The 18733-nt window shown below is 71.0% G+C and carries 18 protein-coding genes and 1 pseudogene; 11 read left to right on the top strand and 8 right to left on the bottom strand.

Translation table 11 applies throughout. From position 1 onward, the window contains the following. Positions 1–115 precede the first annotated feature (115 nt). Complete coding sequence (locus ACQEV8_RS10930; RefSeq protein WP_432959380.1) at positions 116–1591, top strand: NCS1 family nucleobase:cation symporter-1; 1476 nt, start codon at positions 116–118, stop codon at positions 1589–1591. A gap of 5 nt (positions 1592–1596) precedes the next feature. Continuing rightward, a complete protein-coding gene (locus ACQEV8_RS10925; protein ID WP_432959379.1) occupies positions 1597–2319 on the top strand; it encodes an aspartate/glutamate racemase family protein in 723 nt (240 codons plus the stop codon). 1 nt (position 2320) lies between these two features. On the opposite strand, the gene ACQEV8_RS10920 is transcribed toward ACQEV8_RS10925, so the two are convergent. Next, positions 2321–2926 (bottom strand): gamma carbonic anhydrase family protein, encoded by a 606-nt coding sequence (locus ACQEV8_RS10920; protein ID WP_432959377.1) that lies wholly within the window; start codon positions 2924–2926, stop codon positions 2321–2323. Between the two features lie 9 nt (positions 2927–2935). Next, positions 2936–3349 carry a RidA family protein gene (locus ACQEV8_RS10915; RefSeq protein ID WP_432959375.1) on the bottom strand — a complete coding sequence of 138 codons (414 nt, stop codon included), beginning with the start codon at positions 3347–3349 and terminating at the stop codon, positions 2936–2938. A 140-nt stretch (positions 3350–3489) separates the two neighbouring features. Between ACQEV8_RS10915 and ACQEV8_RS10910 the strand changes: the two genes are divergently transcribed. The 6 genes from ACQEV8_RS10910 (at position 3490) to ACQEV8_RS10885 (ending at position 10017) form a co-directional block, all read left to right on the top strand. Continuing rightward, on the top strand, positions 3490–4266 hold the full coding sequence (locus ACQEV8_RS10910; protein ID WP_432959374.1) for a nucleotidyltransferase domain-containing protein: 777 nt from the start codon (positions 3490–3492) through the stop codon (positions 4264–4266). A 154-nt stretch (positions 4267–4420) separates the two neighbouring features. Then, on the top strand, positions 4421–6319 hold the full coding sequence (locus ACQEV8_RS10905) for an FUSC family protein (protein WP_432959372.1): 1899 nt from the start codon (positions 4421–4423) through the stop codon (positions 6317–6319). A 23-nt stretch (positions 6320–6342) separates the two neighbouring features. Beyond that, positions 6343–7707, top strand: coding sequence for an amidohydrolase (locus ACQEV8_RS10900; RefSeq protein WP_432959370.1), 1365 nt, complete (start codon positions 6343–6345; stop codon positions 7705–7707). A gap of 18 nt (positions 7708–7725) precedes the next feature. Then, positions 7726–8907 (top strand): cytochrome P450 family protein, encoded by a 1182-nt coding sequence (locus tag ACQEV8_RS10895; RefSeq protein WP_432959368.1) that lies wholly within the window; start codon positions 7726–7728, stop codon positions 8905–8907. A 79-nt stretch (positions 8908–8986) separates the two neighbouring features. Beyond that, positions 8987–9676 (top strand): DUF899 domain-containing protein, encoded by a 690-nt coding sequence (locus ACQEV8_RS10890; protein WP_432959367.1) that lies wholly within the window; start codon positions 8987–8989, stop codon positions 9674–9676. Positions 9677–9834: 158 nt separating this feature from the next. Further along, entirely contained in the window at positions 9835–10017 is a 183-nt protein-coding gene (locus ACQEV8_RS10885) for a hypothetical protein (protein ID WP_189728827.1), read from the top strand. A 24-nt stretch (positions 10018–10041) separates the two neighbouring features. Here the strand turns inward: ACQEV8_RS10885 and ACQEV8_RS10880 are convergent, their stop codons facing one another. The 3 genes and pseudogenes from ACQEV8_RS10880 to ACQEV8_RS10870 form a co-directional block, all read right to left on the bottom strand. Beyond that, positions 10042–12024, bottom strand: a complete 1983-nt coding sequence (locus ACQEV8_RS10880) for an ABC transporter ATP-binding protein (RefSeq protein WP_432959365.1) — start codon at positions 12022–12024, stop codon at positions 10042–10044. Between the two features lie 442 nt (positions 12025–12466). Beyond that, on the bottom strand, positions 12467–12904 hold the full coding sequence (locus ACQEV8_RS10875) for a hypothetical protein (RefSeq protein ID WP_432959364.1): 438 nt from the start codon (positions 12902–12904) through the stop codon (positions 12467–12469). Positions 12905–12908: 4 nt separating this feature from the next. Beyond that, positions 12909–13586, bottom strand: a pseudogene (locus ACQEV8_RS10870) (ATP-binding protein); the annotation flags it as partial. 218 nt (positions 13587–13804) lie between these two features. On the opposite strand from ACQEV8_RS10870, the gene ACQEV8_RS10865 reads away from it, so the two are divergent. The 3 genes from ACQEV8_RS10865 (at position 13805) to ACQEV8_RS10855 (ending at position 15856) form a co-directional block, all read left to right on the top strand. Beyond that, positions 13805–14665, top strand: a complete 861-nt coding sequence (locus ACQEV8_RS10865) for a helix-turn-helix domain-containing protein (RefSeq protein WP_432959362.1) — start codon at positions 13805–13807, stop codon at positions 14663–14665. Beyond that, entirely contained in the window at positions 14666–14920 is a 255-nt protein-coding gene (locus ACQEV8_RS10860) for a DUF397 domain-containing protein (RefSeq protein ID WP_184596785.1), read from the top strand. A gap of 123 nt (positions 14921–15043) precedes the next feature. Continuing rightward, entirely contained in the window at positions 15044–15856 is an 813-nt protein-coding gene (locus ACQEV8_RS10855) for an SAM-dependent methyltransferase (protein ID WP_432959360.1), read from the top strand. 46 nt (positions 15857–15902) lie between these two features. On the opposite strand, the gene ACQEV8_RS10850 is transcribed toward ACQEV8_RS10855, so the two are convergent. From ACQEV8_RS10850 to ACQEV8_RS10840, 3 genes are read right to left on the bottom strand one after another with little or no spacing between them, the layout of a single operon-like run. Then, a complete protein-coding gene (locus ACQEV8_RS10850) occupies positions 15903–16160 on the bottom strand; it encodes a hypothetical protein (RefSeq protein ID WP_432959358.1) in 258 nt (85 codons plus the stop codon). Beyond that, positions 16153–17292 (bottom strand): hypothetical protein, encoded by a 1140-nt coding sequence (locus tag ACQEV8_RS10845; RefSeq protein WP_432959357.1) that lies wholly within the window; start codon positions 17290–17292, stop codon positions 16153–16155. Before ACQEV8_RS10845 ends, ACQEV8_RS10850 begins: the two co-directional genes overlap by 8 nt. Before the next feature lie 16 nt (positions 17293–17308). After that, the gene (locus ACQEV8_RS10840) at positions 17309–18238 is read right to left on the bottom strand and encodes a hypothetical protein (RefSeq protein ID WP_432959356.1); all 930 of its coding nucleotides are present in this window, start codon (positions 18236–18238) and stop codon (positions 17309–17311) included. Positions 18239–18733: the final 495 nt, after the last annotated feature.

The following is an 18733-nucleotide window of genomic DNA, read 5'->3' as shown; positions in this document are numbered from 1 at the left end:
AACGGTTGACGGGGAGACCATGGCGCAGTTTGGTATACCAAACACATCGCAGGGCGCCCCCCACCGCAGTCCTGCGGAGCAGTCCTCCGTCGTCCCCTTGCTCATGGAGGCCCCCGTGTCACTCGCCGACCGTGCCGCAGAGACCGGCACCCCAGCGTTCGTCCCCGATCCACGGCTCACCAACGAAGACCTGGCGCCCGCCAAGAAGCGCAACTGGAAGGTCTTCGACCTCTTCGCCATGTGGATGTCCGACGTCCACAACCTCGGCAACTACACCTTCGCCGCCGGACTGCTCTTCCTCGGCATGAACGTCTGGCAGATCTTCACGTCCCTGCTCGTCGGCTTCGTGATCATCTATATCGGCATGAACTGGATGGGGAAGATCGGACAACGTCACGGCGTCCCCTTCCCGGTGGTCAGCCGGATCGCCTTCGGTGTCTGGGGCGCCAACATCCCGGCGCTGATCAGGGCCGTGATCGCCATCATGTGGTACGGCATCCAGACCTACCTGGCCTCCGTAGCCGTCAACGTGATGCTGCTCGCGGCCTGGCCGAGCCTGGAGTCGTGGACGCACAACTCCTTCCTGGGCCTCGACGCACTCGGCTGGGTCTCCTTCATCGCCCTGTGGCTGGTGCAGGCGGCGATCATCAGCCGGGGCATGGAATCGGTCCGGAAGTTCCAGGACTTCTGCGGTCCGGCGATCTGGCTCGTGATGATCGCGCTGGCCGGGTGGATCCTCTACAAGGCCGGCTGGACGATCTCCCTCACCTCCACCCCGCACCCGGTCTCCGTCGGCGAGCAGTGGCGTCAGTGGTTCGGCGCGATCGGCCTGGTCCTCGCCACCTACGGCACGCTGATGCTCAACTTCTGCGACTTCTCCCGCTTCGCCCCCGACTACAAGTCGGTCAAGCGCGGAAACTTCTGGGGACTGCCCATCAACTCCACGGCCTTCGTGATCGTGTCGGTCATCGTCACCGCCGGCGCCTTCGAGGTCTTCGGGAAGGAGATCACCGACCCGGCCTACCTGGTCGCCGAGATCGGCAACACCTGGGTGCTGGTGGTGGGCGCGCTGACCTTCGCCATCGCCACCATGGGCGTCAACATCGTCGCCAACTTCGTCTCACCGGCGTACGACCTGGCCAATGTCTGGCCGCAGAAGATCACCTTCAAGATCGGCGGCATGATCAGCACGGTCGCCGCGCTGCTCGTCACCCCCTGGAACCTCTTCTCCAACCCGACCGTCGTCAACTACTTCCTCGGCGGCCTCGGTGCGTTCCTCGGCCCGCTGTTCGGCGTGATCATGGTCGACTACTACTGGGTCAAGCGCGGCCGTGTGAACGTGGAGGAACTGTTCGACGCGACCCCCGGCTCCCGCTTCCACTACCGCAAGGGCTTCAACCCCAAGGCGCTGTGGGCGTTCCTGCCCGCGGCCGGTGTCGCCGCCGTCCTCGCGCTGGTGAAGACCTTCAGCGATGTGGCGCCGTACTCCTGGTTCATCGGCACGGCCCTCGCGGCCGGGCTGTACACCGTCCTGTGCCGTAGCGAACGCGCTGCCGGACACACCGCCGAGCGCCCTGCCATGGAGGTCTGAGAGACGTGCGGATCGTCGTCACCAACTGCAACACCACGCAGGAGATGACCGAGGAGATCGTACGAGGTGCCCGGGCCGCCGCAGGCCCGGGCACCACCGTGACCGGGCTGACCCCCGCCTGGGGGCCCGAGTCCGCGGAGGGCTGGCTCGACAGCTACCTGTCCGCCGCGGCCGTCCTGGACACACTGCGGACCTACGACGGGCCGCCGTACGACGCCGTGGTCATGGCCGGATTCGGGGAGCACGGGCGGGAGGGCGTGCGGGAGCTGGTGGACGTACCCGTCGTCGACATCACCGAGGCCGCCGCACATCTCGCCTGCCTGCTGGGCCGCCGCTACGGGGTCGTCACCACGCTGGAGCGGTCGCGCGGCCAGATCGAGGACAGCCTGGAGACCGCGGGCGTGGCGCGGAACTGCGCCGCGATCGTCGGCACGGGCCTGAATGTGCTCGACCTCGGCGACGAGGAGCGCACGGAGACGGCGTTCCTCGCCGCCGCCGAGCGGGCCTGTGCGGCCGGGGCGGAGGTGCTGGTGCTCGGCTGCGCCGGGATGACCGGGTTGCAGCGGGCGGTCGGGGAGAAGCTGGGCCTGCCGGTCGTCGACGGGGTCGCCGCTGCGGTCAAACTGGCGGAGTCGCTGGTGGCGCTGGGGCTGGCGACGAGCCGCACGGGCAGCTACGCGGAGGCGCTGCCGAAGCGGAGGGTGTGGGGGAGGCCCGAACGGCGGTAGCTCATGACGGGCCGTCGAGGGTGACGTCGTCGCCATGGGCCCCGTAGAACGCCGCCTGGCGGGCCATGACCTCCCTCATCGACGTGCCGCGCGGGATGCCGTACACCGTGCCGGGGAAGTCCAGCGCCTCCTGGACCTGCCACAGTTCGTCGTGCTCCCCGGGGGCGAAGAGCCGGGCCCGGGGAGCCCCCGCCGCGATCCAGCCGATGGGCAGGACCGTGCCGGGCGGCAGTACGGAGTTGACGTGCAGCACGCTGTGGATCCGCAGCTCCGAGCCGGTGCTCGCGACGGCCCCCGGGAAGACGCAGGCGCCGGTCGCCACGAAGACCTCGTCCTCGAGGGTCGCCCCGTTGACATGGGCGTGCGGGCCGACGAGCACGGCGTCACCGATCACGGCGGGGTGCCCGGCCCGCCCCCGCACCAGCGCGTTCTCCATCACCACGACGTCAGAGCCCACCCGCACCTCCCCGTCCTCGGCGGTGAGCACCGCCCCGTGCAGCACACGGCTGCGCTCCCCGAGGAGCACGGCCCCGCACAGGACGGCCGTAGGAGCGACATACGCGGACTCGGGGACGACAGGACGCCGCCCGCGGTGCTCGATCAGCATGGAGTCTCCTCAGGTCGGCGCCCCGTCGGGCACGACGGCTGTCGCCGTAATCTCCACCAGCTGCCCCGTGTACCCGAGGCACGCCACGCCGATCAGCGTCGACGAGTGCGGACCGGCACTGAGCCCGGAGGCCTCGACGACCTCCCACACGGCGGACAGCACGGCCGTCTCACCGCTCACGACGTACACGTCCGTCGCCACGACGTGCGGCAAGTCGCTGCCGACGGCCTGCAATTGCTCCCGCAGGTTGGCGATCACCTGCTCGGCCTGCCGTACGGGGTCTCCGGGACCGACGAGTTCGCCGCCGGCGTCGAGCGGCACGGACCCGGCGAGGAACGCCAGCCGTGTGCCGGCTTCGACGACGGAGGCATGGGAGTAGGTGGGCGGCGGGAAGAGGCTCGGGACGGTGACGCGGCGGATCACGGGGTCTCCGATCTGAAGGGGCGACAGAACAACCCACCGATCATGCGAGGCCTCGCGCCCGAACGCACCCGTATTTCGTTTCCCGCCGTCCGGGCGGGCCCCCTACCCTTCCCTGGACCCCGACTGCCCAGGAGCCCGCCGTGCCCACCCTCCCGGACCAGGCATTCCTCGACACCACCGCCGACCGCCTCGCCGCCCTCCCCACGGTCGAGGCCGTCACCCTCGGCGGCTCCCGGGCCCAGGGCACCGAGCGCCCCGACAGCGACTGGGACCTGGCCGTCTACTACCGCGGCGCCTTCGACCCGGCCGATCTCCGCGCGGTCGGCTGGCAGGGCGAGGTGTCCGAGATCGGCGCGTGGGGCGGAGGTGTCTTCAACGGAGGTGCCTGGCTGACGATCGACGGCAGGCGCGTGGACGTCCACTACCGCGATCTGGACGTCGTCGAACACGAGCGGGCGGAGGCCGAGGCGGGCCGCTTCCGCGTCGAGCCGCTGATGTTCCATCTGGCGGGCATCCCGACGTATCTGCTCGTCGCCGAACTCGCGATCAACAGGGTCCTGCGAGGTGAGCTGCCGTGTCCCGCCTCCTACCCGCACGCCCTGCGCGAGCGTGCCCCCGGCCACTGGTACGGCATGGCCACCGCCACCCTCGCCTACGCCAAGGCGGGACACGCCCCGAAGGGCGCGGTCGCCCAGACGGCGGGCGCGATCGCCCTCGCCGCGACACAGACCGCGCATGCGGTGCTGGCGGCGCGCGGCGAGTGGGTCACCAACGAGAAGGGGCTCGTCGCGCGGGCCGGGCTGGGCGAAGCGGATGCACTGGTCACGCACATGACGGCGGGACCTGACTCCCTGGCCCGGGCGGTCGGCGACGCGGAGGCACTCTTCGCGCAGGCTGTGGACATGGTCCGCTCCTGACGATTGCGTTCATAAAGAACGCGGCTCTCCCGAGGTCCGTCACGTTCCGGAAACCTCTTTTCCAGGAACCCCGCCTACCGTGGACACCCACACCCCGCCCGGCCACCGTCGCCCGAAGGCCCACCCCTGCCCTCGATGAGACGACAGGAGCCCCGTGTCCCGGTCCCGCCGTTTTTCCCTCGTGCCACCGCCCTGGCTCGCGCACGCCCTGCGCGCCCAGCGGGGGCCGGTGCCCTGGAGCGCGGTGACGCGGGGAGCCCTGTCCGCCGGGCCGCTGCTGCTGGTGGCCGTGCAGACGGGGCGTACCGCGCTCGGTGTCGTCGCCGCCATCGCCGCCATGCTCGCCGGGATCAACGACCGGCCCGGGAGCCGACGGGTTTCCGTCAAGCGGCTCGGGGTGCCCGCGCTGGGCGGTGCCCTGGGGCTGGTGATCGGGACGTATACCGGGGACGAGACCGGCGCTGTCGTGCTGACCGTGGTCCTCACGGTCGTCGGGCTCGTCGCCGGGGGGATGAGCGCCGTGGGGCCCGTCGCGTCCGCCTCCGGGACGCAGTTGCTCGTCGGCGCGGCGATCGGCGCGGGCATGCCCCTGCCCGAGGCCGGGTGGCAGCGCGCGCTCGCCTTCCTCGCCGGGGCGGGCTGGCTGCTCGTGCTCCGGCTCGTGCTGCCCACGCCCGGCTCCCTCGCCGGTGACTTCCGGTTCGACGGGGAGCGGGCGGCCGTGGCCGGTGTGTACGACGCCGTCGCCGCGCTCCTCGACGCCGTCGGCGGGCCGGACGCCATCCGCCGCCGTGCCGCGCTCACCGCCGCCCTCGACCACGCCCAGGACGCCCTCGCCGGGCCCCGGCTGCGGCGGTACGCCTCCTCCTCCACCGAGCGGCGGCTGCACGCGCAGTACGCCGCCGCGCTGCCCCTCGCCGAGGCCGCCACCGCGCTGGCCTGGGCCGAAGAGGCCATTTCCGAACGGGCCTCCGAAGGCCCTCGGCGGCTCGCCGCAGCCGTACGCGACAACACCCACACCGGGCCGCTGCCCGCCCCCTCCCGCTCGGTGCCCGCCCTGCGCGCCCTCGACGACGCCCTCCTGCAGGCCGCCGAGGTGTTCGACCAGGGCGAGGGCGGTGATCTGCACACCCGGCCCCGTACCGCCAGGGACCGGCTGCGCGCCGCTTTCGGTACCGCCGGACGCGAGTACGGACTGCGCGTCGCCCTCTGCTTCGGGGCCAGTTCGGCGGTCGCCCAGGCACTGCACCGGACCCAGTGGTACGGGGAGCACGAGCACTGGTACTGGCTGCCCGCCACCGCCGTCTTCCTCGTCAAGCCCGACCTGGGGCCGCTGGCGTCACGGGTGCTGAACCGGGCCGCCGGGACCGTCCTCGGCGCTCTCCTCTTCGCCGGGTTCGCCGCCGTCCTGCCCCGCCCGGAAGGGCTGATCGCGCTCGTCGCCCTCAGCGGGGCGCTGATACCCGTCGCCACCCGGCACTTCGCCGCCCAGACCGCCGTCGTCACCGTCCTCGTCCTCGCCCTGGTCATGGTCGGCGGCGAGGCACAGGCCTCCGCGGGCCGGATCGGCGAGACACTGCTGGCCTGCGCGATCGTGCTGATCGTCGGGCACCTGCCGATGCCCGGACAGCGCGGCGGGGGAGTACGCGCCCGGCTCGCGGCGGCCGGCCGAGCCGCGTACGCCTACCTCACCCACGTCCTCGACGAGGCCGACGCCCCACGCATCGGCGGCTCCGGCACCCCCTCCGACCACCGCGCCACCCGCTGGACCCTGCGCCGCGAGGCCTACCGCACCCTCGCCGAGGCCCGCACGGCCATCTCCCTCTCCGCGCACGAACTGCCCGCCCTCGCCCGGCACACCGAAGGCGCGGACGAGGTGGCCGACCTCCTCGAACGCCTCGTCGACACCACGACCGCCTGCGCCGTGCACCTCGACGACACGGGCCGGATCGGCCCCCGCCACACGGAACGCCTCGCCGAAATCCTCGACGAACTCACCGGACCCGGGGAGCGGGTGGGGCTGCGACTGCCCCGGACACCCCTCGCCGGATAGCGCCCACGTCGTACGTTGGCGTGATGACGCCTTCTGACGCGGACCGACCCGCCGACCTGATCATCAGCGCCTGTACTGTCCTCGTGCACGACGACCAGGAGCGGATCGGCTTCGAGGAGGACGCCGCGATCGTCGTACGGAACGGGATCGTCGAGGCCGTCACGAGCACCTCCGCGGCCGCGGACCTGGCCGCCGCCGAGCGGCTCGACGCCCGGGGCCAAGTCGCTCTGCCCGGCCTGATCAACTGTCACACGCACGCGCCGATGGTCGCCCTGCGCGGCCTCGCCGAGGACCTGCCCACCGAGGAGTGGTTCAACGACGTCGTCTGGCCCGTCGAGTCCAACCTGACGGCGAAGGACGTCGAGCTGGGCGCGCGGCTCGCCTGCGCCGAGATGATCCGCGCCGGCGTCACCTGCTTCGCCGACCACTACTTCGCCATGGACGAGGTCGCCGCCGTGGTCGCCGAGTGCGGCATGCGGGCGCTGCTGGGCGAGGCCTACTTCTCCTCGCAGGGCCCCGAGGGCCGGGAGCGGTCACTGGAGTTCGCGCTGCGGCACCGCGGCTCGGCCAACGGCCGTGTCACCACCGCGCTCGCGCCCCACGCCCCCTACACGGTCGACGACACCGATCTCGCCGCCACCGCCGAGCTCGCCCGCGCGCACGGCCTGCCCGTGCACCTCCACGCCGCGGAGAACCGGGGCCAGACGGACACCAGCCTCGCCCGCCACGGAGTCACCCCGGTCGAGGTCCTGGCCCGCACCGGCATCCTCGACACGGACGTGCTCCTCGCGCACGGCACCGGCATCACCGACCGCGACCTGCCCGTCCTGGAACGGGCGGACGGTCGTACGGCCGTCGCCACCGCGCCCCGCGGCTACCTCAAGTTCGCCTGGCCCGACTCCACACCCGTCCGCGCCCTGCGCGACATCGGCGTCCCCGTCGGGCTCGCCACCGACGGCGCCGCCTCCAACAACTCCCTCGACGTATGGGAGTCCATGGCCCTCACCTCACTCGTCCAGAAGCAGGCCGAGGGCGACCCCCGCTGGCTGACCTCCCGCCAGGCCCTGCACCACGCCACCCTGCAGAGTGCCCGTGCCGTGGGGATGGGGGACAGCGTCGGCAGCATCGCGCCGGGCCGGAGGGCGGACATCGTCCTGGTCGATCTCACCGGCCCGCACACCCGGCCCGTCCACGACCTCGCCGCCACCCTCGTGCACAGCGCCCGCTCGGCCGATGTCCGCACCACGATCGTCGACGGACGGATCCTGATGCGCGACCGGGAGCTGCTGACCATCGATGTTCCCGCGGTGGCGGGGGAGTTGGAGGAGCGCCTGCCCGCGCTGGTGGACCGAGGTCACGGCCGGCGCATCCAGGAGTACGACACCTGATTCCATAAGCTGGTCCGCATGGATCCAGCCCACGGCCTCCTCGAACACCCCCACGACGTGTACCGGCGACTGCGCGAGAGCGCCCCGGTGCACCGCACGGCCGGGCCCGACGGCAGCCCCGCCTGGCTCGTGACCAGGTATGAGGACGTCCGCGCGGCCCTCGCCGATCCGCGGCTGTCCCTGGACAAGGCGCACGCGAAGGAGGGGAGCTACCGGGGGCTCTCCCTGCCGCCGGCCCTGGACGCCAACCTCCTCAACATGGACCCGCCGGACCATGCCCGCATCCGCCGCCTGGTCGCACGGGCCTTCACCACGCGCCGCGTCGAACACCTCCGCGCCCCCATACGCCGGACCGCTGACCGCCTCCTCGACGCGCTCGGCCCGCACGGCACCAGCGACCTGATCGCCGCCTACGCAGCGCCCCTGCCGATCACCGTCATCTGCGACCTCCTCGGTGTCCCCGACGACCACCGCCGGGACTTCCGCGCCTGGACCGACGCGCTCGTCGCCCCCGACCCGGCCCGCCCGGCGGCCGCCAAGGAGGCGGTCGTGGCGATGCTCGGCTTCTTCACCGGGCTGATCGCGGCCAAGCGCGCGGAGCCCGCCGACGACCTGCTCTCCGACCTGATCGCGGTCCGCGACGAGGGCGACCGGCTCACCGAGGACGAGCTGATGTCCCTGGCCTTCCTCATCCTCGTCGCCGGGTACGAGAACACCGTCCAGCTCATCGGCAACGCCGTGCTGGGCCTGCTTGAGCACCCGGGACAGCTCGCCGCCCTGCGTACCGACCCCGCGCGCATCCCTGCGGCAGTCGAGGAGTTCGCCCGCTACGAGGGGCCCGCCCTGCTCGCCATCCGGCGCTTCCCGACCGAGGACATGGCGATCGGGGACGTCACCGTGCCCGCCGGCGAGACCGTCCTGCTGTCCCTGGCCGCCGCCAACCGCGACCCGGCCCGTTTCCCCGACCCCGACCGGCTCGACCTCGGCCGGGACGCTTCGGGTCATCTCGCCCTCGGCCACGGCATCCACCACTGCCTGGGCGCGCCGCTGGCCCGTGCCGAGACCGAAATCGCCCTGGCCGCGCTGCTGGAGCGGTTCCCGGACCTCGCGCTCGCGTCCGACGCCCTGCGGTGGCGCCCCTCCCTGCGCGCCCGGGGTCTGGTCGCGCTGCCGGTGACGTACGCGGAAAAAACTTCCTGAGCCGGCGATGAGTTCCGCCCCTCCCACCGGTCACCACCCCGGACGGAGCGTTGCCGCAGGAAGGGTACGGGAGGGGTTCATGTCGTTTCCGGAGATCGTCTCGCGCGACCGGTGGCGCGCGGCGCGCGCGGAACTGCTGGTGAAGGAGAAGGCCGCCACCCGCGCGCGGGACGCGCTGGGCGCCGAGCGGCGCGGACTGCCCATGGTGGCGGTCGACGAGGAGTACGTGTTCGAGGGCGGGGACGGCAAGGCCACCCTGCTCGACCTGTTCGAGGGGCGGCACCAGCTCGTCGTCTACCACTTCATGTTCGCGCCCGAGTGGGACGCCGGCTGCCGAAGCTGCTCGGGGTTCCTGGATCAAATAGGGCATCTCGCCCATCTCGAGGCCCGTGACACGTCGTTCGCGGCCGTCTCCCGGGCGCCATTCCCGAAGATTCTGCCCTTCAAGGCCCGGATGGGCTGGACGGTGCCCTGGTACTCGTCGCACGGCAGTGACTTCAACCGCGACTTCGAGGTGACGCTCGAACGTGAGGGGGAGCTCTCCGAGCGGCCCGGCCTCAGCTGCTTCCTGCGGGACCGTGACCGGGTCTTCCACACCTACTCGACGTACGGGCGCGGTCTCGACGGCCTCGGCTCGACCACCAGCCTGCTGGACCTCACCGCGCTGGGCAGGCAGGAGGCGTGGGAGGAGCCCAAGGGGCGGGCGTCGGCTCTTGAGGCGCCTGCGGGAAGCGAGCGCGTCCGCTATCACGACGAGTACGACGGCTGACACGCAAAGTGAGCACATCCGCCAAGAGGCTGAGAGGTTGGTCACACTTGGCGGTGAACGAGTGTCAACTACGTCTCAGAACCGTCACTTCGCGAGCCGTTCACCCCATCGTTGGCGTTTAACTCTACGAGTACAGCGCGACATGGAGGTGCAGGGTGGTGAACGGGCGAACGGTGCTCGAGCGCTTTCCCGCCGGTGGGCCGCGTGGCTCCTGGCCGGCGGAGGAGTTCGCGCAGGCGCGGCGTCTGGAAGGCCTGCCTGCCGAGGTTGTCATGGACCTCGCGACGGACATGTTCCTGGTGATCGTGCGCAGCGGGGACAGCGCCGACGCCACGGCCTGACGGACGGCCCGGGCAAGGCGCGGCTCAGCCCGCCTTCGGGGCCGGCACCTTCGTGACCGGCGGGGCGGTCGGGGGCGGCGTGACCGTTGTGGGCGGCTGGGTGAACTGCTCCGCCTGGAGCGCGTACAGCTCGGCGTAGAGCCCCCCGGTGGCCAGCAGCTCGTCCGGCGTCCCGGACTCCACCAGCCGGCCCTGGTCCAGGACGTGCACCAGATCGGCATGGCGCACGGATGCCAGCCGGTGCGTGATCAGTACGACCGTCTGGCCGCTGTCGGCCAGGGCGCGGATCCGCTCGAACACCTCCAGCTCCGCCCGTGCGTCCAGGGCCGCCGTCGGCTCGTCCACGATCAGGATGCGGCCCCTGCGATAGGCCGCCCGGGCGATGCCCAGCCGTTGCCACTGGCCGCCCGACAGTTCGTGCCCGCCGCTGAAGTTGCGGGCGAGCAGCGTGTCGAGGCCGTGCGGCAGGTCCGCGACCACCGTCTCCGCTCCGGCCTCGGCGATCGACGCGGCCAGCCGGTCCTCGCACACGGGCGCCGACGTACGCCCCAGGGCGACGTTCACCCGGGCCGTGAACGGCCACCGCTTGAAGTCCTGCGCCACCATCGCGATCCGCTCGGCCAGCAGATGCCGGTCGGCGGTCGCCGCGTCCACGCCGTCCCACAGGATCCGCCCTCGCTCCGGGGTGTACAGCCCGGCGAGCAGCTTCACCAGGGTCGTCTTGCCGGAGCCGTTCTCGCCGACCAGTGCCACGATCCGGCCCAGCGGCAGGGTGAGCGTCACGTCGTCGAGAGCGGGGCGGGCCGAGTCGCCCGGGTAGCGGAACGTGACGCTCTCGAAGCGGATCTCGCGCGGATCCTCCGGCAGCGCCCGGCCTCCCGCCGGGATCGCGCGCTGAGCCGCCTCCGTGTACAGCCGATGCAGGTCGCCGACGAAGAGGGCCTCCTCGTGCAGCGCGTTGACCTCCACCACGAGTGTGTCGAGGCTCTGCGAGCCGGTCCGGATCGCGATCACGGCCGTACCCGCCACCGACAGGGCCATGGAACCCGCCAGCAGCAGTCCGCCGAGCGTCGCGTACGTCGCCACTGTCGCCAGGCCCGTCAACGCCGCCGCGATCAGGCCGGTACGGGCGGCCAGCCCGGCCAGACGGGCCTGCTCGGCCTCGGCCGTCTCCGACATCGCGCGGAAGTGCCGCAGCAGGAACGCGCCCACGCCGTGCACCCGGATCTCCGGGGCCGCCTCGGGTTCGATCAGCAGATTGCCCAGCAGCCGGCCCGCGCGGGCATGCTGCACCCAGGCGTGGAAGGACTCGTAGCGCCGCCGGGCCACGGTCAGCGCGCTCCAGGCGCTCGGCAGCGTCATGGTCACCAGCAATGGCAGCAGCGCCGGATGCAACACGGTCAGTACGCCGGCCGCCGCGACCAGGGAGATCATCGCGTTGATCACACGCGTCCCGTACATGATCATCCGGCGGGCGGAGGCGGCGCCGTACTGTGCGGTGTCCAGCAGCTTGTGGAAGGCGTGGTCCTCGATCGCGGCCAGTTCCACGCTCGCCGCCCGCTCCAGGTACCGCTCGGTCGCCACCCGCTCCACCTTGGGCTCCAAGCGGCCGGTGGCGTAGGTGCTCGCGGCCCGCAGCAGCGCCGCGAGCAGCATCACGAGGGCCACCGTGACCAGCGCGGGGACGGCTCCGCGCAGCCGCTCGTCGATCGGCCCGCCGCCCATCAGCCGGGCCAGGACGCTGTTGACCGCGAGGAGGCTCACCGCCTGTGCGACGCCCCGGCCCGCCTCGGAGGCCAGCACGATCCGCGCGGCGCTCCGGTCGGCCTGCCGGGCGAGCCGGAGGCTGGACGCCAGCAGGGACGGCAACCTTGTGATCATGGCGCGGAAGTTCAGTTCCAGGAACGCGTCGGCGTGCTGGCTCCAGCCCATGTCGTAGCGCAGCGGCCCGCCGAAGAGCAGCCGCTCCGACTCGGACACCTCCGGCGCGGTCCGCTTCTTCCCCACCGTCGACCGACCTCCCCGCTCAGGCCCCGCTCGTGAACGAACGGCCACTATCGCGGGGCGGAGCCCACCCGGGCAGGGCGCAGCCCGGGGCGCCGGATGCGCGCGGGCGCACGACCGGACCGGGGGAGTTGTGGGGCGGCGCGGGGTGGCGGGGGTGGTGCGTGAGCTTCGGCTGGGATGTGCTTCGGGGGGCCTACGCGCCGGAGGGGTCATGCAGGGGTGGGCGTGCGCGGCGGAGGGGTCATGCAGGGCCTGGCACTAGCGCCGACCCGGGGCGTGCTCGGCGGGTCCTGCGCGCGCCGACCGGGGCGTGCTCGGCGGGTTCTGTGTGTCGGCCGGGACGTGCAGGGCCAGGCGTGCGCGCCGGCCGGGGTCTGGCTTGACGAGTGCTGCGTGCCGGCTGAGCGGCGCTCGGCCCCACCCTGGCCCCGCTCGGCAAGTCCTACGCGCTGACCGGCCGTGACCACGCCGGAGCCGTCCCCGTCACGCGGCACAGGGCCAGGTACAGCGGTATCGGCGGGGTGTACGGGAGCTTGCCGTCCGGGCGGTGGATCAGCGCGGGGAGCTCCGGGGTGTCCGGGAGGACCGCGCACGGGGCGTACCGCGCGGGTGCGGGCCACTCCAGGGCGTGGTCGGAGTCGGCCGGAACCAGCCACCACCAGTGCGTGCCGTCGGCGTAGACACAGCCCGCGCGGGGCAGCCGGGGCATGACCAGCCGGCCGAAAGGGACGGGAACAGCGACCGCGTCGCAGCCGAGCGGCGCGGTCATGCCGTCGGGCACGGGCAGGCGCAGGGCCGGGCCCGGCGGTGTACGCAGCCCGCGCCGGAGGCGGGCCAGGGTGTCCAGGTTCCGGACGCGGCCACCGTGCGCGGACGTCATGCCGCCCCTGCTCTCGGTGTCGCCGCTGCGCGGGGACCTCCGGGGCGCTCCTCGTGTGTCGCGCCTGGTGGGCTCCGTCCCCGTCGTCCGAGTCGTCGGAAGGACCCGGCTTCGGGCGAGCGCCCCAGCCCAGGTCGTTCCGCGGCTCCGACGGGTCATGGAGAGTGTCCGCCGTGCGCGGCAGCTCGGCCCAGACCAGCAGCCCGGGGCCGCGCTCATGGGCACCCCAGGCTTCGCAGAGGGCGTCGACGAGAAGCAGTCCCCTCCCGTGCTCCTCCTCGGGCCGCGCCCGGCCGGCCGCGTGGGGCTGGCCAGGAGCGCAGCCCTCGTCACGCACCGCTATCCGCACCAGGTCGTCGCCGTCGTGGAGTTCGCACACTATGTGCGTGCTCGCCGTGTGCACGATGGCGTTGGTGACCAGTTCGGAAACCACCAGGGCCGCGCTGTCGCACGTGTCCTCGCACACCGACCAGCCGGTCAGCCGGGCCCGCGTCAGGCGTCTGGCCTGTGCGGGGGAACCCGGATGTGCGGCCAGCTCGAAACGGAACCGGCGCTCGGCAGCGGCCCCGTCGGGGCCGACTCCGGCGGTACCGAGGCCGAGAGGGCCTGCGGCGGCGTCTGTTCCTAAGGGCGCGGACGGAATCACGCTTGCCACTATCGCCCCGCCGTGAACACTTGGCAAGTGTCACTCTGAAAATTGCAGAGTGCGCTGTGACGGTCTGGAAGGCCGTGGCACACTGCATCGCAACAGCTCTTCGCGCGGCGCCAGTTGAGATCATCGAAGGTTCGTTCGAAACATCGGTTCGGATCAGCTCTTCGAAAGGGTCTTCGCATGGCGCCGCCGGGCTGTCAGCGTTCTTTTCGTGGCCGGCTCGTCAGAACTCTTCATGGAGGTGGAGCGTGAGCGAACCGCGGTCCGCGCCGACGGTCGGCCAGGTCGTCCTCGGCCGACGCCTGTTGGACCTGCGGGAACGCGCCGGGATGAAGCGCGAGGAGGCTGCCCGCATCCTCCGCGTCGCCCCTGCCACGGTCCGCCGTATGGAGATGGCCGAGGTCGCGCTCAAGATCCCGTACCTGCAACTGCTCCTGAAGGCCTACGGAATCTCCGACGAGGAGGCCGACGCTTTCGTCCAGCTGGCCGAGGACGCGAACAAGCCCGGCTGGTGGCAGCGTTTTCACGACATCCTGCCCGGCTGGTTCTCAATGTATGTGAGCCTGGAGGGCGCGGCCGACGTCATCCGCAGCTACGAACCCCATTTCGTCCCCGGCCTGTTGCAGACCGAGGACTACGCGCGCGGAGTGCTCCGCTCCGGCGCCATCGGACAGACCCGGCCCGACGACATCGAGCGTCATGTCGCCCTGCGCATGCAGCGCCAGGACCTGCTCACCCGTGAGGACGCGCCCCGGCTGTGGGTCGTGATGGACGAGACCGCGCTGCGGCGCCCGGTCGGCGGCCCGGAGGTGATGCGTGCCCAGATCGACAGACTGCTCGAGGCCACGAAGCTGCCCAACGTGACGCTCCAGGTCGCCCCGTTCGCCAATGGGCCGCACCCGGGCACGTACGGGCCGTTCGTGCTGTTCCGATTCGCCATGCCCGAACTTCCGGACATGGTCTACAGCGAGTACCTGACCGGCGCGGTCTATCTCGACGCGCGCGCCGAGGTGGCGACCCACCTCGAGGTCATGGACCGCATGGCGGCGCAGGCCGCTACGGCACATCGCACGAAGGAGATCCTCCGGGATCTCCGCAAGGAGCTGTGAATGGATCGCATCAAGCCGCGCAAACAGGTCTACAACGGCATGCCCGCGCGTGACTTGGGCAGCGAAGGCTGGCACAAACCGTGGAGCGGCGGGAACGGCGGGAACTGCCTGGAGGCGATGAAGCTCGCCGACGGCCGGATCGCCGTCCGTCAGTCCACCGACCCCGACGGTCCGGCGCTGATCTACACCACCGACGAGATGACGGCCTTCATCGAGGGCGCGAAGGCGGGGAAGGCGGACTTCCTGCTGTCCTGACGTGATCGCCTTTGCTGACGCTCGATTCTCCGACGTTCGACTCTCTGCCGCTCGACTTCCTGATGCTGAACTTAGCGACGTTGGTGTTGAATTGACCACCCTTTGTGCCTTACGGAGTGCCTCATGACCGGGCAGGACCCCACGACGGCCGTACAGATCGACACGACCAGACCCCACCCCGCGCGGATGTACGACTGGTACCTCGGCGGGAAGGACAACTACTCGGTCGACGAGGAGATGGGCCGTCAGATGCTGGCCCTCGACCCGAGGGTGCCGGTGATGGCGCGCGTCAACCGCGCCTTCATGCACCGGGCCACCCGCTGGCTGGCCCGGAACGGCGTACGGCAGTTCCTGGACATCGGCACCGGCATACCGACCGAACCCAACCTCCACCAGGTCGCACAGGAGGTCGCCCCGGGCGCCCGGGTCGTCTACTGCGACAACGACCCCATCGTCCTGGCCCACGCGGCGGCCCTGCTGCGCGGCACGGACGAGGGCGTCACCGAGTACCTCCAGGCCGACGTCCGCGACCCGGACGCCATCCTGGAGGGCGCGCGGAAGGTACTGGACTTCAGCCGGCCCGTCGCGCTGTCGCTCATCGCGCTGCTGCACTTCGTCTCGGACGAGGACGGCGGGCACGAGCTGGTCCGCCGGCTGCTCGCCGAACTGCCCTCCGGCAGCTACCTGGTGATCACCCACGCCACGGCCGACTTCACACCGGAGGAGTCCAGGGCGGCGACCGAGAAGCTCCGCGCCGCCGGCGTCACCCTGGCCCTGCGCTCCCGCGAGGAGTTCACCCGCTTCTTCGACGGCATCGACCTCGTCGAACCCGGTGTCGAGGTGCCCCACCACTGGCACCCCGAGCTGGGCGAGCCCGTGCCGGGGCAGGACGACGGGGTGATTCCGGGGTACGGGGCGGTGGCGCGCAAGCCGTAGCTCTCCGCGTGGATGCGTCCCGCATCTCCTGTGTCGGCCCCGCGGCCTACCCCTCGTCGTCGCGGAAGGGATTGGGGAACGTCACCCACTTGACTCCGTCAGCCGCGGCGGCAGTGGTGTCCGGGTCCGAGGGAGACGGGGAGTCGGACAGCTCCAGGAGGTCCGTGAGTTCGGTGGGGAGTTGTGCGGGAACCTCCACAGGTGCCCAGTGCGCTTCCTGGCCGAAGTCGATGTCCGGCGACACTGATTCAGCGTCGCCGAGATCGAGCAACAGTTCATCGAGCATCGCGAAGATGTCATCCATCCGTGCCTCCGCCCGGTGGCAGGGACGGTGGGGTCCGAGGCTTGTCGGTCACCTGCCTGGCAGCCGAGATGCGCTGCGTCACGTTTTCGTGGACGCGTTTCACAGCCTGGTTGGCGTCGGCGTACGCGGTGAGGGCCTTGGTCTTCTGCAGCGCATAGACGCTCTTGGCGATTTCCTTGGTCTGCGGGTCGATTCCGGCGTAACAGGTGAGGTCTTCCTGCGCGACGTGGGAAAGAGCCTCCAGATACGCATGGTGGCGTGCCTTGGCGGTTGCCAGTTCCGGGTCCTCGTAAATCAGGTCGCTGAGCGTCAGCCAGCCGAGAGAGAAGTCGTCGTCGATCGCGGCCTGGGCGGAGGACCGCGCGTTCTCCTTGTCTCCCAAGGCCTGATAGGCCCTGCTCATGGTGTAGAAGATCGGTCCGCTTTCCCCAGGGGCGTCGTCTCGGCAGACACCCAGCAGGGCCGGCTTCAGGCATCCCTGCGGATTGCGCTTCGCGAGGTAGACGCGGGAGATGATGTGGAGCGACGCCGGCTCGCCGGGTTGCGTGCGCAGCCGGGTCATCGCCATGCCGTAGGCCCGCTTCAGCAGCTTGTCGACCAGGGGTAATTCATTCGCCCTGTTCAACGCGCTCGCGGTCTTCATGCTTTCTCTCATCAGCAGGGCCACGGGAGACATGGTGACCGCGGTGCGCACGGCTGTCAGGGTCAGCAGCTCCCGCTGCATGCGGGAGATCGATTCCGCGAGGACCAGATTGACGAAGGGGTCGTCAGGAGATTCCTGCAACCTCTCCGCGAGGCGGTTGATGCCGTTTCGCTCGTTGAAGACATCCGAAGGCAGAGAGAGCACGGGAAGCGTGCTCATGGCGCTTCCCAGCTTCGCCGCGCCGCGCCCCGTGGCCGTACCCATAGAGGTGGCGGCGAAGCGCAGTGTCAACTCGCCGCGTTTGCGCGAAGCCGTGCGGCCGAGTTCTTTGGCGCGCTGAGCGGCCTTGGCGCGTGCGTCCTTCATGCGCCCCACGTATTCCGGATTCGCCGTCTCCGCACGGGACATCCCGGCCGAGACGGCATCACTCGTCAGCTTGCGCGCTTCACGCCAGGCAGCGCCCAGCGAGTGCTTTCGATGTGCCGCCATGATCCTCTTCCGGGCTTCAGGACTGCTGCGTTCCGGGCTCGACCGCACCGCTGGCCGGGTCGTGCGGACTCGCCTTTCCCATCAGATCCCACATCTGGAAACCGAGTTCGTCCAGCCGGCCGGAGACATCCTGGGGAAATCCGGAGACGGCGGCCAGGTTCGCGTTCGTGACCACTTTCTCGTAGCCGCCGCTGCGGAGCTTTTCGGCCGCGGCGCCATACATCTCCTGCTCGACGGCCGGCCGCGCGGGATCGTTCGCGTAGGTATCGAAAAGCTCGGCCATGGACTGCGTGTTCGCCGTCAGGTTCTTGTCCAGGGCACTCACGGAACTGACATTGCGCCAGCCCTCCAGCGCTTTGTTGTCCACCAGAAAGAGCTGTCCGTCCTTCTGGACGACGATATCGATTCCCCCCTGATTCGTGCCCGCGATATCAGGTTTGTAGTACAGGACGTCGTATCCCTCGGATGCCAAGGCCTCAGCAGCGGCCTTCTCTCCCGCCAGTCCCTTGGCGAGCCGCTGAGTGGTCTCGTACGCGGACTGTTCTGCCGTTCCGTTCCGGTCCCACTCGGTGAAAGCGCGATCCACTTCCAGGTCCTGCCGGCGCGCCGCGTCCGCGGCCTGGTCGTCCAGCCGCTGTTGCTGCAGGAGGTCCGCGGTCGCGTTGGCCTCGATGACGGCCTTGTCCGCCTGGGCCGCGGCGGCCAGTTCATTGGCCGCGGTGGCTCCTTGCCCTGCGGCTGTACCCAGTTGCTGCTCCACTCGTTGTGCTTCGTCCCGCGCGTCGAGCGCCGCTTTGTCTCCCGGATCCGGCTGTTGCGGCGGATCAGGAGCCTTCGCCGGCTCCGGAGGTTCCCAGGCGTCCGGAGGTTCCCAGGTGTCGGCGACCGGGGCGGCCGGTTCACTGACCGGATACGGGAGGTCCGCGACGGGCGGCGGATCGGGCATCCGGGGCGGCTCCGGCAGCGGGGCAGGCGCCGGCTGAGGAGGATCCGGCAGGGGAAGGGGAGGCGGCGGAGGGGGTGGTGGTGGAGGTGGTGGGTCAGGCGGGTCAGGTGGGTCAAAAGCAAAGTCCGTCACCGATGTCCCCCCGGCTTCACGACCGAACCAAGCCGCAGGCCGACGCCTTTGTCGCCGTGATCCCGCGGTTCCGAACAGCAAGCAGGATTCCGTTGCCGGTAACCCGTGGCAAGGCGAATCCTCCCTTTCTCAGGAGTGCTCGGGGTGCGTGCTCACCGGCGTACGACTCCTGCGGAACGCCCGGACGACCGGCGTTGGCGCGATGCCCTGCGCACTTCGCCGACGTCGAGGGCCTGACGGCTCGACCCGCCCGCGGGCGGACGCGGGCCGGTCCGCGACGGCAATACGACTCTCAGTACGCCTCCGTACTCGCCCGCGGAATCGCGGATGACCAAGGGGCGGGGGCATGCTGCCGCACGCGCC

The organism is Streptomyces sp. CA-179760, from assembly GCF_050937045.1.
Lineage (GTDB): Bacteria > Actinomycetota > Actinomycetes > Streptomycetales > Streptomycetaceae > Streptomyces.
This window is presented reverse-complemented; position numbering and strand designations above follow the sequence as displayed.

Excerpts from the sequence above, each read along its gene's own strand:
- ACQEV8_RS10875 (WP_432959364.1), bottom strand. The coding sequence starts at position 12,904 with ATGACGTCCGCGCACGGTGGCCGCGTCCGGAACCTGGACACCCTGGCC.
- ACQEV8_RS10855 (WP_432959360.1), top strand. The coding sequence starts at position 15,044 with ATGACCGGGCAGGACCCCACGACGGCCGTACAGATCGACACGACCAGA.
- ACQEV8_RS10860 (WP_184596785.1), top strand. The coding sequence starts at position 14,666 with ATGGATCGCATCAAGCCGCGCAAACAGGTCTACAACGGCATGCCCGCG.
- ACQEV8_RS10890 (WP_432959367.1), top strand. The coding sequence starts at position 8,987 with ATGTCGTTTCCGGAGATCGTCTCGCGCGACCGGTGGCGCGCGGCGCGC.
- ACQEV8_RS10895 (WP_432959368.1), top strand. The coding sequence starts at position 7,726 with ATGGATCCAGCCCACGGCCTCCTCGAACACCCCCACGACGTGTACCGG.
- ACQEV8_RS10840 (WP_432959356.1), bottom strand. The coding sequence starts at position 18,238 with ATGCCCGATCCGCCGCCCGTCGCGGACCTCCCGTATCCGGTCAGTGAA.
- ACQEV8_RS10850 (WP_432959358.1), bottom strand. The coding sequence starts at position 16,160 with ATGGATGACATCTTCGCGATGCTCGATGAACTGTTGCTCGATCTCGGC.
- ACQEV8_RS10845 (WP_432959357.1), bottom strand. The coding sequence starts at position 17,292 with ATGGCGGCACATCGAAAGCACTCGCTGGGCGCTGCCTGGCGTGAAGCG.
- ACQEV8_RS10900 (WP_432959370.1), top strand. The coding sequence starts at position 6,343 with ATGACGCCTTCTGACGCGGACCGACCCGCCGACCTGATCATCAGCGCC.
- ACQEV8_RS10920 (WP_432959377.1), bottom strand. The coding sequence starts at position 2,926 with ATGCTGATCGAGCACCGCGGGCGGCGTCCTGTCGTCCCCGAGTCCGCG.